General features: G+C 64.4%; 8 protein-coding genes. 5 read left to right on the top strand and 3 right to left on the bottom strand.

The annotated features are described in order from the left end of the window. Positions 1-21 precede the first annotated feature (21 nt). Entirely contained in the window at positions 22-1,242 is a 1,221-nt protein-coding gene (gene hemA / locus OIK40_RS06520; RefSeq protein WP_273677423.1) for a 5-aminolevulinate synthase, read from the top strand. Positions 1,243-1,334: 92 nt separating this feature from the next. On the opposite strand, the gene OIK40_RS06525 is transcribed toward hemA, so the two are convergent. From OIK40_RS06525 to OIK40_RS06535, 3 genes are read right to left on the bottom strand one after another with little or no spacing between them, the layout of a single operon-like run. Beyond that, entirely contained in the window at positions 1,335-3,410 is a 2,076-nt protein-coding gene (locus tag OIK40_RS06525; RefSeq protein WP_273677179.1) for a glycoside hydrolase family 97 protein, read from the bottom strand. 32 nt (positions 3,411-3,442) lie between these two features. Next, complete coding sequence (locus OIK40_RS06530) at positions 3,443-4,810, bottom strand: alpha-amylase family glycosyl hydrolase (protein ID WP_273677181.1); 1,368 nt, start codon at positions 4,808-4,810, stop codon at positions 3,443-3,445. Beyond that, positions 4,807-6,354, bottom strand: coding sequence for an MFS transporter (locus OIK40_RS06535; RefSeq protein WP_273677183.1), 1,548 nt, complete (start codon positions 6,352-6,354; stop codon positions 4,807-4,809). The genes OIK40_RS06530 and OIK40_RS06535 overlap by 4 nt, the downstream gene beginning before the upstream one ends. 311 nt (positions 6,355-6,665) lie before the next feature. On the opposite strand from OIK40_RS06535, the gene OIK40_RS06540 reads away from it, so the two are divergent. From OIK40_RS06540 to OIK40_RS06555, 4 genes are read left to right on the top strand one after another with little or no spacing between them, the layout of a single operon-like run. Then, positions 6,666-8,498, top strand: coding sequence for an alpha-amylase family glycosyl hydrolase (locus OIK40_RS06540; protein WP_273677185.1), 1,833 nt, complete (start codon positions 6,666-6,668; stop codon positions 8,496-8,498). After that, positions 8,498-10,159, top strand: a complete 1,662-nt coding sequence (locus tag OIK40_RS06545) for an alpha-amylase family glycosyl hydrolase (protein ID WP_273677187.1) — start codon at positions 8,498-8,500, stop codon at positions 10,157-10,159. The genes OIK40_RS06540 and OIK40_RS06545 overlap by 1 nt, the downstream gene beginning before the upstream one ends. 2 nt (positions 10,160-10,161) lie before the next feature. Continuing rightward, positions 10,162-11,190 carry a LacI family DNA-binding transcriptional regulator gene (locus OIK40_RS06550; RefSeq protein ID WP_273677189.1) on the top strand — a complete coding sequence of 343 codons (1,029 nt, stop codon included), beginning with the start codon at positions 10,162-10,164 and terminating at the stop codon, positions 11,188-11,190. Positions 11,191-11,197: 7 nt separating this feature from the next. Beyond that, entirely contained in the window at positions 11,198-12,727 is a 1,530-nt protein-coding gene (locus OIK40_RS06555) for a tryptophan halogenase family protein (protein WP_273677191.1), read from the top strand. Position 12,728 lies beyond the last annotated feature (1 nt).

Here is a 12,728-nt window from a genome sequence, read left to right on the forward strand (position 1 = left end):
GAAAAGAACGAGGAATACCCGATGGACTTCGAAGCCTTTTTTGCCGGCGAGCTGGACACTGTGCGCGCCGACGGCCGTTACCGGGTGTTCACCGACATCAAGCGCCATCGCGGCCGCTTCCCGCACGCCACCCGCTTTATCGACGAAGATACGCAGGCGGTCACCGTGTGGTGTTCGAACGACTATCTCGGCATGGGCCAGCATCCGGCGGTGCTGGAAGCGATGCATTCCTGTCTCGACGAATGCGGCGCGGGCGCGGGCGGTACACGCAATATCTCGGGCACCAACCACTACCACGTGCTGCTCGAACAGGAGCTTGCGGACCTGCACGGCAAGGAAAGCGCGCTGCTGTTCACCTCGGGCTATGTCTCGAACTGGGCGGGCCTCGGCACGCTGGCGGGCAAGATTCCGGGCTGCGTGGTGTTTTCCGACGCATTGAACCACGCCTCGATGATCGAAGGCATCCGACACAGCCGCGCGCCCTACAAGATCTGGCGCCACAATGACGCGGCGCATCTTGACGAGCTGCTGTCGATGTATGGCCCCGAAGTGCCCAAGCTGGTCGCCTTCGAGAGCGTCTATTCGATGGACGGCGACATTGCCCCGATCGCCGAGATTCTCGACGTGTGCGAAAAGCACGGCGCGATGAGCTATATCGACGAAGTCCACGCCGTTGGCCTCTATGGCCCGCGCGGCGGCGGCATTGCCGAGCGCGAAGGGCTGATGGATCGCATCACCGTGATCGAAGGCACGCTTGGCAAGGCCTTCGGGGTGATGGGCGGCTATATCGCGGCGAGCAGCAACCTTGTCGATTTCGTGCGCTCTTTCGCCAGCGGCTTCATCTTCTCGACCGCCCTGCCCCCCGCGATCGCGGCAGGCGCCGCGGCGAGCATCCGCCATCTGAAAAACAGCAGTGCCGAGCGCGAGATGCAGCAGGAGCGCGTCGCGCAGGTGCGCCGCAAGCTCGACATGATGGGCATCCCGCACCTCGACAACCCGAGCCACATCATCCCGGTGATGGTGGGCGACGCCAAGAAGTGCAAGATGATCAGCGACTGGCTGATGGACAACCACGGCATCTATGTGCAGCCGATCAATTACCCGACCGTGCCGGTTGGCACCGAACGCCTGCGGGTGACGCCCTCACCGGTGCACACCGATGGCGATATCGACCGCCTGATCAAGGCGCTGTCCGAGATCTGGTCGCACTGCGAACTCGCCCGGATGGCGACCGCAGCCTAGACCTCTCGGTTTGAAATTGCCGGTTCTCCCTTGGACGGGAGTACGCGAGGGCGGATGCCTTGGGGGAGGCGTCCGCCCTCTATTATTGCGCGCTACTTGCCGACCGGAATGAAGCGCACGGCGACCCCGCCCGACGAAGCGAGCCTTACGGCGAAGCTATCGCCGCCGGTGACGGTTTTTTCCTCGATCACGATGTCATAGGGGTTGGTGTCCCAGTCGGCGTCCGGCCCGTCGCGGTAGATCTGCGCGCGGTAGCGCTTGCCCTTCTCGAGGAAGTCCAGCGGCAGCACCAGATCGCGGGCGTTCTCGTCGGTCACCGCGCCGAGGAACCATTGCTTCGACTTCCTACCCTGCCGCGCGAAGGCGACATATTCGCCCACCTCGCCCGCCAGCGCGATGCTTTCCTCCCAGTCGGCCTCGACATCCTTGATGAACTGGAAGGCGTCCATCCGCGCTTCGTAGTTCTCGGGCAGGTCGGCGGCCATCTGCAGCGGCGAATAGAGCACCACGTAGAGCGCCAACTGCTTGGCCAGCGTCGTCTGCGGACGGTTTGCCGGATCGCCGCGCGGCATGTCGTCGCGCAGCGGGGCGCGCTCGTTGGGCTTCAGATCGAAGATGCCGGGCGTAAAGTCCATCGGCCCGGCAAGCATGCGGGTGAAGGCGAGCATCGGCACATGGCTCGGCGGATTGGGCGGGGTGCCCCAGGCGTTGAATTCCATGCCGCGCGCGCCCTCGCGGGTTATCCAGTTGGGATAGGTGCGGCGCAGGCCCGTGTCCTTGACCGGCTCGTGCGCGTTGATCGCAATCTGCCGCTTCGCTGCTGCCTTCACCACGCGCAGATGGTGGCCGACCATGAACTGGCTGTCGTGCCATTCGTAGCGGCGCACGCCGTTCTCGTCGACGCGCACCACATCGCCCGCGTCGGCGACATAGCCCGTCTTGACCGCCCGCGCGCCCACCTTGCGCATCAGGTCGAAGGCGGCCTCCATCTGGTTTTCGTAATTGGTGATATTGGCCGAGGTTTCGTGATGGCCGATCAGGCGCACGCCCTTGGACTGCGCATACCGGCCCAGCTCCACGATGTCATAGTCCGGCATGGCTTCGGTAAAGCGGAACAGATCGCCATTGTTGAACCAATCACCGTCCCAGCCGATGTTCCATCCTTCCACCAGCACCCCGTCGAAACCGTGCTCGGCGGCAAAGTCGATATAGCGTTTGGTTTCCGCTGTCGTGGCGCCGTGGATCCCGTCGCGGCCCCAGGTGCGATCCTTGATGTGCATCGCCCACCAGATGCCGATATATTTGCCCGGCTCCACCCACGAAACGTCGCCCAGCACGTTGGGTTCGTTGAGGTTAAGGATGATGTCCGAATTGATCAGCCCCACCGCGTCAGGCGCGATCTGGATGGTGCGCCACGGGCTTTTGAACGGGGCGCGGGTTTTGACCTTCGGTCCGCCCTGCCAACTGCGAAGCCGCGCCTCGAAAGTACCGGGACGCAGCGCACCGAGAGACATGGCCGAATAATCGACCAGCGCGGCTTCGTGAATGGCGAAGTGGATGCCGCTGGCCTTGCGGAAGGTCGCAGGCGTGTGCGCATCGTCCACCGTGCCTGCCGCGCCCGTCCGGGTGATATACTCATAGCGGTTGAACTCGTCCGACGGGGTGTACCACATGGTGGTATCCTCCCCGACGGCGAACTGGGTCAGCTCCTCGACGATGGCGATCTCTCCGGCCAGCGCCGGCTGTTCGGCCAGCTCGTAACGGAAGCCGATGCCCGTATCGAAAGCGCGGAACCGCACCACCATCTGCCGCGCAGGGCCTTGCGTGGCGGCGAAAGTGACGGCCAGTTCATTGTGCTGATCACGCACCAGCCGCCGCTCACCCCAGGGCTGTTCCCATGCCGTGTCGTTGGCGACAGAAACCGAACCGGCAATTTCCAGCCCGCGCTCGAAACCGTGATGGTCGGCAAACAGCATCCCCAGCTTCGAAGGCGCGATCACCGTCTCGCCGTCGTAACTAACCGCATAGGTCGCCTGCCCGTTATCGTCGCTGACGGTGACGGCGATCTTGCCGTCGGGCGAGGCCAGCGTCAGACTTTCGGCATGGGCGGGTGCGGCCGCCCACGCGATCGCGGCAAGTGCGATCCATGATTTCCACTGCTTGGTCATTCGTTCTCTCCTGCGCCCCTGCGTCCGACGCATCACTTCGTCTCTTTGAAAATCCGGTAACCCCATGCCGGCAGATCAAGGGTCTCGCCGCCTGCAAAGATCGCCGCCTCGCCGCTCAGCGCATCGGCGTAGCTGCCGTGATGGCGCGCCTTGCCGAAGGTTACCGCGTGCGGCCGGGGTGAGAGGTTGAACGCGGCGAATACCCGCTCGCCCGCCTGCCCCCGCGTGAAGGCGTAAACATCTTCCGCCGCGTCGGTCGGCACCTCGATCATGGCCGCCCCGAAACGTCCGTTGTGGAGCGCCCGCATTTCAGTCTTGAGCGCGATCAGCTTGCGGAAAAGCGCATCATGGCGCCCTTCCCGCCAGACAATCGGATCACGCTCGAAAAAGGCGAGCTGGCGGTCGTTGTCGGCCTCCTGCCCATTATAGATCAGCGGCAGGCCGGAGCCGGTGAAGGACAGCGCAATCGCGGCTTCGTAAGCGTCCCCGTAAATCTCGCTCGCCACTCCGTCCCATGAATTCTGGTCGTGGTTTTCGGTATAGACCATGCGCATGGCGGCATGCGGCCAGGTCTCGGCCTGTCCGGCGTAATAGCCGCGGATCGGCCCTGCCCCCTCGCCGCTTTTGACGAGGCGCTGCATCGCTTCCTTCCAGCCCCAGCCATAGGTCGCATCGAAGGCGCGGTTGTGCAGATCGCGCTGTTCCCATTCGGCCAGCATGAAGACGGGCTTCACCTTGTCGAGCTGAGCGCGGGCCGTGTCCCAGAAATCGGTCGGGACATAGCCCGCGACATCGCAGCGGAACCCGTCGATGCCGAATTCGCGCACCCAGTAGATCAGGCTTTCGGTCATGTAGCGGCGCAAGGCGGGCTGCGAATAATCGAAGTCCGCCACGTCAGACCAGTCGGTGCCGGCCGGCGGCACCAGAGCGCCTTCGGGGCTGCGGGTATACCATTCGGGGTGGCTGTCGGTCAGCGGGTTGTCCGTCGCCGAATGATTGGCAACCCAGTCGAGGATCACCTTCAATCCCAGCCGGTGGGCCTCGTCCACGAAGGCGCGGAAATCGGCTTCTCTCCCCAGCTCCGGATTGACCGCGCGATAGTCTCGCACCGCATAGGGGCTGCCGAGCGAGCCCTTGCGGTTCGCCTCCCCGATGGGGTGGATCGGCATCAGCCATATGATGTCCACGCCCATCGCCGCAAGACGCGGCAACTGCATCTGCGCGGCGGCGAAGGTGCCCTCCGGCGTAAACTGGCGGGTGTTGAGCTGATACAGCACCGCGTCGCGCGTCCAGTCGGCATTGGTCACCTCGACCACGTCACGCGGGGTGTAGTCGGGCTCGGCCAGCGCGGGACTGGCGGCAAGCACCGCTGCCAGCAACCCGATTGTGCCGCGCATCATGCCGCCTGCTCCCTGACCAGCAGGGTCGCCGCCGCCGCTGCCACGAAACTCGCCGCCGCGATCGCCATCGCGTAAATCGGCGCACCGCCGAAGATGTTGGTGACAAGGAAGCCGAGCAGCGTCGCCGCCAGCAGCTGCGGCACGACGATGAAGATGTTGAACACCCCCATGTAGATGCCCATTTTCTCCGCTGGAACGCTCCCCGCAAGGATCGCATAGGGCAGCGAGACGATCGAGGCCCAGGCGATGCCCAGCCCGATCTGCGGCACCCACAACAGCGCCGGATCGCGGACCAGCAGCACCGCAGCAAAGCCCGCCGCGCCCAGCATCAGGTTGAGCGCGTGGAGACGCGTGCGGTCGATCTTCGCAGCCACTACCACGAAACCCAGCGCGGCGGCCGCGGCCAGTCCGTTCCGCACCGATCCCATCAGGCTCCACCAGTCGGCACCGTCCTGATAGGCGGCACCGGCCGCATCGCTCGCGCCGAAGTGGTATTCGGTCACGCCCGGCGTGCCATAGATCCACAGCGCGAACATCGCGAACCAGCTGAAGAACTGCACCACGGCGAGCTGACGCATGGTTTTGGGCATGGCGAACAGATCGCTGACCACCTCCATGAAGCCGCTGTCCTCGCGCCCCTGCGCGCGCAGCATGCTTGCAAACAGCTGGATCACACCGAACCCGCCGATCAGCCCGGCGAGGACATAGAGATCCTTGGCGACCTCGATGGTGCCGAGGAACGCCGGACGGCTGTCTCCCCGTGCCAGCGCCACCAGCGCGGCGACCGCCGCACCAGCGATAATCCAGATCGCACCGCCAGTGGCGAACTGCGCCGCGCTGCGGGTTGCGGCGGCGTGCCCGCCATGCGCCACATCCCCCTGCGATGCTGCGAAACCGGCAAGCTCTTTTGGGGAATATTCCCTGGTGGTGAACACCGTCCAGCACACTGCCGCCAGCAAGGCCGCGCCGCCGATGTAGAACGACCAGTGCACCGTTTCGGGGATCTCGCCGGCAGGCGCGACATTGCTGAGGCCGAGCCAGTTGGTCATCACCCACGGCAGCGCACCGGCCAGCACCGCGCCGGTGCCGATGAAAAAGCTCTGCATGGCATAGCCGACGGTTCGCTGACGATCGGGCAGATTGTCGCCGACGAAGGCACGGAACGGCTCCATCGTCACGTTGAGCGAGGCGTCCATGATCCACAGCATCCCCGCCGCCACCCACAGCGCGGGGGCATTGGGCATGATGAACAGCGCCAGGCTCGCCAGCAGCGCGCCGACAAGGAAGAAGGGCCGGCGCCGACCGAAGCGCGGGCTCCAGGTTTTGTCCGAAAGGTGGCCGATGATCGGCTGCACGATCAGGCCCGTCATCGGTGCGGCAATCCACAGGATTGCGAGGCTGCCGACATCCGCCCCCAAAGTCTGGAAGATGCGGCTGACATTGCCGTTCTGGAGCTCGAATCCGATCTGGATGCCGAGGAAGCCGAAGCTCATGTTCCAGATCTGGCCTGCGCTCAGTGCCGGCTTGAGGCTGCCTTGCGTCATCGTCGTTTCATCCTCTCCCCCGCGCATCCGATCCTGTCGGGGTGACGCGGCTCCGCACAGATTGTAGCATTCCGGCTCTGCCGTCCGGATCATACGCCCAACTCGCGCCGCGACAGTCTGGACAGCTTGCAAAATTTTGCAAGAAACTTTCCGATTTTCTCCGGAAAAATTCTGATACCGGCGTGCCGGATTTTACTTTCTTTATATATTTCATTTCCTTGACTGCTCCGACCCCGCTTGCCCGACATGCATACAAAGATTTGCAAAACTTTTCACAAGCTGTCAGAACCGGCGCCGGAGGGAGTTGGGTCATGGCACGAATCTTCGTGGGAATTGCCGCTGCGCTATGCGCGGGTGCCGCCTTTGCCGGAGAACCGGTCGCACCACCGGCTGCGACTCCGATCGACCAGCGTCAGCTTGAAGACGAGATCATCTACTTCGTGCTGCCCGATCGCTTCGAGAACGGCGACACGTCCAATGATCGTGGTGGCATCAAGGGTGGCCCGCTCCGGCACGGCTTCGATCCCGCGCACAAGGGCTTCTATCACGGCGGCGACCTGAAAGGCCTGACCTCAAGGCTCGACTACATTCAGGGGATGGGCGTCACCGCGATCTGGTTCGCGCCGATCTTCAAGAACAAGCCGGTACAGGGCAAGCCGGGCGAGGAAAGCGCGGGCTATCACGGCTATTGGGTGACCGATTTCACCAGCGTCGATCCGCATTTCGGCACCAATGCCGAATTCAAGGCCTTCGTCGATGCCGCCCATGCGCGCGGGATGAAGGTCTATATGGACATCATCACCAATCACACCGCCGACGTGATCGACTATGCCGAAGGTGAGGCAACGGGCTATGCCTATCGCAGCAAGGGCGACTATCCCTTCTCGCGCCGCGGCGGCCCGGACGGCGCGCCGATCAACGAAGGCTTTGCCGGCGACGACAATCCCGATCCGGCCAACTGGGCAAAGCTGACAGATCCGGCTTTTGCCTATACCCCCGTGGTGAGCGAGGAAGAGCGGGACGTGAAGGTGCCGGCATGGCTCAACGACGTCACGCTCTACCACAATCGCGGCAATTCGCACTGGATCGGCGAAAGCAGCGTCTACGGCGATTTCTCGGGGCTCGATGACCTCGCGACCGAGAACCCGCGCGTGGTACAGGGCATGATCGAGATCTTCGGCGACTGGATCGACAAATACGGGATCGACGGTTTCCGCATCGACACCGCCAAGCATGTGAACCCCGAATTCTGGCAGGCCTTCGTTCCCGCCATGCTCGAACGCGCGAAAGCGAAGGGGATCGATCACTTCCACATCTTCGGCGAGATTGCCTACGAGGAGCCGAACGCGACGCTAGCCGCGCAGGTGATGACGCAAAGCGGCCTGACCTATGCGCTCGACATGGGCTTTGCGAAGGCCGCGCAGATGGTCGCCAGCGGCAAATCGCCGCCGCGGCTGATGGCCGAATTCCTCCAGCAGGATGCAATCTATCCCGGCGGCGCGACCACTGCGCTGGGCCTGCCGACCTTCCTCGGCAACCACGATTTCGGCCGCTTTTCGATGTTCGTGCGCGAGATGAGCGGATCGGATGACGAGGCGGAACTGCTCGCCCGCGTCAGCCTTGGCCATGCGATGATGTTTTTCCTGCGCGGGGTGCCGACGGTCTATTACGGGGACGAACAGGGCTTCATCTCCGACGGCAATGACCAGCTGGCGCGCGAGGACATGTTTCCGAGCAAGGTCGATTTCTACAACGACAACAACCTGATCGGTTCCGATGCGACCACCGCGCAGAGCAATTTCGATCAGCGTCACCCGCTCTACCGCCTGATCGGGGAGCTGGCGCAGGCACGCAGCACCAGCCCGGCGCTGCGCCGCGGGCTGAGCACGGTGCGCGCCTTCGAGGAAGCCGCCCCCGGCCTGCTCGCAGTCGAACGCTATGATCCCGAAACCGGCCAGCGGGTGCTGCTGGCCTTCAACACCGGCGCTTCGGCGCTTTCGCGCAATATCGAGGTGAGCTACCGCGCGCGCCGGGTGGCCCCGCTGCTGGGCAATTGTCCGGCCGCGCTGGCAGCACCCGGCACGCTGCGCATCGCGCTGGAGCCGTTCGGCTTTGCCGCCTGCATTCTGGAGACCGACGACTAATGGCAACCGCTCTTGCCGCCACCGCCACCGACACTGCCCACCCGCTGGCGTGGTGGCGCGGCGCTGTCATCTACCAGATCTATCCGCGCTCCTTCCGCGACACCAATGGCGACGGGATCGGCGATCTGGCGGGGATTGCCGACGGGCTCGACTACATCGCCGATCTTGGCGTTGACGGTATCTGGATCTCGCCCTTCTTCACCTCGCCGATGCGCGATTTCGGCTATGACGTGGCCGATTACTGCGGGATCGATCCAAGCTTCGGCAATTTCGCCGACTTTGACCGGATCATCGAAAGGGCCCACGCGCTGGGCCTGAAAGTCATCATTGATCAGGTCTATTCGCACACCTCGGACGAACATGCCTGGTTTCAGGAAAGCCGGCAGGATCGCACCAATCCCAAGGCCGACTGGTATGTCTGGGCCGATCCCAAGCCCGACGGTTCGCCGCCGTCGAACTGGCAATCGGTGTTCGGCGGATCGGCATGGCAGTGGGACGGGCCGAGGAAGCAGTATTACCTGCACAATTTCCTTACCAGCCAGCCCGATCTCAACGTGCATAACCGCGATGTGCAGGACGCGCTGCTGGATGTGGCGCAGTTCTGGCTGAAGCGCGGCGTCGACGGGTTCCGGCTCGATGCGCTGAACTTCTCGATGCATGACCCGGAGCTGCGCGATAATCCGCCCTCCGGCGTGCCGATGAGCCAGGTGACGCGCCCGTTCGACATGCAGGTGAAGCGGTACAACCAGTCGCACCCTGACATCACCGGGTTCCTTGAACGCATCCGGGCGACGATCGACGAATTCCCCGGCCGCTTCACTGTCGCCGAAGTCGGCGGGCCGGAACCGCTGGCGGAGATGAAGGCCTTTACCGAAGGCGGCAAACGGCTGGATTCCGCCTATAATTTCGATTTCCTCTATGCTCCCCGGCTGACAGCCCCGCTGGTGCGCGCCAGCCTGTCGCAATGGAGCGGGGAGCCGGGCGAAGGCTGGCCGTCCTGGGCCTTTTCCAACCACGATGCCCCGCGTGCCGTCACCCGCTGGACGCTCGACGGCGACTTGGCCCGCGCCGCGCGGTTGAACATGCTGCTGCTGCTGTCGCTGCGCGGCAATCCGATCATCTATCAGGGCGAGGAACTGGGCCTGCCGCAGGGCGAGGTGGCGTTCGAGGATCTGCTCGATCCCGAAGCCATCGCCAACTGGCCGCACACGCTGGGCCGCGACGGCGCGCGTACCCCGATGCCGTGGCAAGCGAATGCTCCGCAGGCCGGTTTTTCCAGCGCCAACCGCACCTGGCTGAAGCGCGATCCGGCACACGCTGCCCTCGCCGTCGACCGGCAGGCCGGTGATCCGCATTCGACCCTTGCCTATACCCGCCAACTGCTCGCGCTGCGGCGGCAACATCCGGCGCTGGTGAGCGGCGACATCACGCTGCTCGATACGCCCGAAGCGCTGGTCGCCTTCGTTCGCCGTGACGAAGGCGGCGCGGTGCTGTGCGCCTTCAATCTGGGCGAGGAGGTGATCGACTGGTCCCCGCCTGAAGGCTTCGCGCACAGCCGCCTGATTGCCAGCGAAAGCGCGGTCGGCGGATCGGGCAATCCGCCCATGGTGCTGGCGCCCGGTTCGGGTTACTGGGCGACAAACGACGCGGAGCAAAGCTGACGATGAATGCCACCCGGGCCCCCTCGCGGCGCAGCGCCACGCTGGAGGATATTGCGCGCGAAGCCGGGGTATCCGTCTCGACCGTCAGCCGTGCATTGAACGACAGCCCCTCGGTAAAGCGGCGGACCAAGCAGCAGATCTGGCAGATCGCGCGCGCGCATGATTATGAATTCCGCGCCTCGATGCCCGCTGGACCAAGCGGGGCGGATGCCACGATCGCGGTGGTCGTCCCCGCCCCGCAGGCGCGCGAAAGCCGGGTGTCGGACCCGTTCTTCCTCGAATTGCTGGCAGGGATTGCCGAGGCCGCGCGCGAGCGTAATGCCGACCTCTTGATCAGCCACCTGAGCCCCCGCGCGGGCGAGGATCTCGATTACGCGATGAGCACCAGCCGCGCGACGGGCGTGATCTTCATCGGCCAGTCCTCGCTGCACCACGCCTTCAACGCGCTGGCCGCGCGGGACAACCGCTTCGTGGTGTGGGGCGCGGAATTTCCCGATGCACAATATTGCGCGATCGGTTCGGACAATGTCGCAGGCGGGCGACGCGCGACGGCGCATCTGGCGCGGCTGGGGCGAAAGCGTATCCTGTTCCTCGGCGACACCGAAGCGCCCGAAGCCGAGCAGCGCTTTCGCGGCTACAAGCAGGCGCTGGAAAAGGCGGGGATCAGGTTCGACGACGAGTTGATCGTTCCCGCCCATTTCGAAGTGCACTCGGGCGAGGCGGCAACCCGCAGCGCGATTGCGCGCGGGCTGAAATTCGACGCGGTGTTCGCCGCATCCGACCTTATCGCCATCGGCGCGATCCGGGCGCTGACCCGTTCGGGACTGAGCGTGCCGGGCGATGTCTCGGTCGTGGGCTATGACAATATTCCTGCCGCAAGGCTCGTCACGCCGCAGCTCACCACCATCGATCAGGATGCGAACCTCGCGGGCCGCATGCTGGTGTCAAAGCTGATCGACCGCGGCGACGGGCCGGCGGTTTCCGAGCGGCTTGAAACCAGCCTGCTGATCAGGGAAAGCTGCGGCGGATAATCGCGCCATGACCGAAGCCGCTCCCGCCCCTGCCCCGCTCAAGCACATCGTCATCGTCGGCGGGGGCAGCGCGGGCTGGATGACGGCTGCAGCGCTGGCGCATGCGGTGGGCCGCGATTGCGCAATCACCCTGATCGAAAGCGAGGCCATCGGCACGGTCGGCGTAGGCGAGGCCACCATCCCGCCGATCCGCCATTTCAACCGCCGCCTCGGCATCGACGAGGCGACCTTCGTGCGCGAGACACAGGGAAGCTACAAGCTCGGCATTCAGTTCGTCGACTGGGGGCGCAAGGGCCACAGCTATTTCCATCCCTTCGGCCAGTACGGGGCCGAATTCGATCAGGTGCCGTTCTATCACCACTGGATGCGCGAATGGATCGAAGGGCGCGTAGAGGGCCCGATCGACGATTTTTCGATGTGCTGGGCAATGGCGAAGGCGGGCAAATTCACCCATCCTTCCACTGACCGGCGGCTGATCCAGTCGACCTTCGATTATGCCTACCATTTCGACGCCGGGCTCTATGCCGCGTACTTGCGGCGGTTCGCCGAACAACGGGGCGTAAAGCGCATCGAAGGCCGCGTGGTCGATGTCGCGCTGCGGGGCGAGGACGGGTTCATCGAAAGCGTCACGCTGGAAAGCGGCGAGGCCATCGCAGGCGAATTCTTCATCGATTGCAGCGGGTTCCGCGGCCTATTGATCGAAGATGCGCTGGAGGCGGGCTACGACAACTGGCAGCATTGGCTTCCGTGTGACCGGGCGGTGGCTGTCCCGTGCGAAAAGGGCGATTTCACCCCCTATACCCGCTCCACCGCCAAGGCTGCGGGCTGGCAATGGCGCATCCCGCTCCAGCACCGCACCGGCAATGGCTATGTCCATTGCAGCCAGTTCATCTCGGAAGACGAAGCCGCCGCAGAGCTGCTTTCGACCCTGGACGGCAAACCGCTGGCAGACCCCCGCACCTTGCGTTTCGTCACCGGCAAGCGGCGCGAATTCTGGAAGAAGAACTGCGTTGCCATCGGGCTGTCGGCGGGGTTCATGGAACCGCTTGAAAGCACCAGCCTGCACCTGATCCAGTACGGCATCCTGCGGCTGATCGCGCTGCTGCCCGACAGTGCCATGTCGCCGCTGCTGACGCGCGAATACAACGCGCAGACGGCCAAGGAATACGAACTGATCCGCGACTTCCTGATCCTGCACTACAAGGCATCGACAAGGGATGATTCCGAGCTGTGGCGGTATTGCGCCGCCATGCCGATCCCCGACAGCCTGCAATACAAGATCGACCACTTCAGCGCCCACGGGATGCTGGTGGCCGACGGGCAGGAACTCTTCGCCAATCCCAGCTGGATTGCGGTCTATCTGGGGCAGGGGATCGTGCCGCAGCGCGCCCCGGCGCTGGCGGCGATGCGGAGCGAGGTGCCGGTGACGCAGCGCCTTGCCCAGATCCGCGAGGCGATGGACGAAGCCGTAGCCGCAATGCCGGCCCATGGCGAATTCATCGCCCGGCATTGTGCCGCCCCGCCCATCCCAGCCTGAG

It is taken from the genome of Erythrobacter fulvus, assembly GCF_028595285.1.
In the GTDB taxonomy this organism is placed as follows: Bacteria; Pseudomonadota; Alphaproteobacteria; order Sphingomonadales; family Sphingomonadaceae; genus Erythrobacter; species Erythrobacter fulvus.

Bases quoted from the DNA above. Each gene is read 5' to 3' on its own strand.
- OIK40_RS06550 (WP_273677189.1), top strand. From the start codon at position 10,162: ATGAATGCCACCCGGGCCCCCTCGCGGCGCAGCGCCACGCTGGAGGAT.
- hemA (WP_273677423.1), top strand. From the start codon at position 22: ATGGACTTCGAAGCCTTTTTTGCCGGCGAGCTGGACACTGTGCGCGCC.
- OIK40_RS06540 (WP_273677185.1), top strand. From the start codon at position 6,666: ATGGCACGAATCTTCGTGGGAATTGCCGCTGCGCTATGCGCGGGTGCC.
- OIK40_RS06535 (WP_273677183.1), bottom strand. From the start codon at position 6,354: ATGACGCAAGGCAGCCTCAAGCCGGCACTGAGCGCAGGCCAGATCTGG.
- OIK40_RS06545 (WP_273677187.1), top strand. From the start codon at position 8,498: ATGGCAACCGCTCTTGCCGCCACCGCCACCGACACTGCCCACCCGCTG.
- OIK40_RS06525 (WP_273677179.1), bottom strand. From the start codon at position 3,410: ATGACCAAGCAGTGGAAATCATGGATCGCACTTGCCGCGATCGCGTGG.
- OIK40_RS06530 (WP_273677181.1), bottom strand. From the start codon at position 4,810: ATGATGCGCGGCACAATCGGGTTGCTGGCAGCGGTGCTTGCCGCCAGT.
- OIK40_RS06555 (WP_273677191.1), top strand. From the start codon at position 11,198: ATGACCGAAGCCGCTCCCGCCCCTGCCCCGCTCAAGCACATCGTCATC.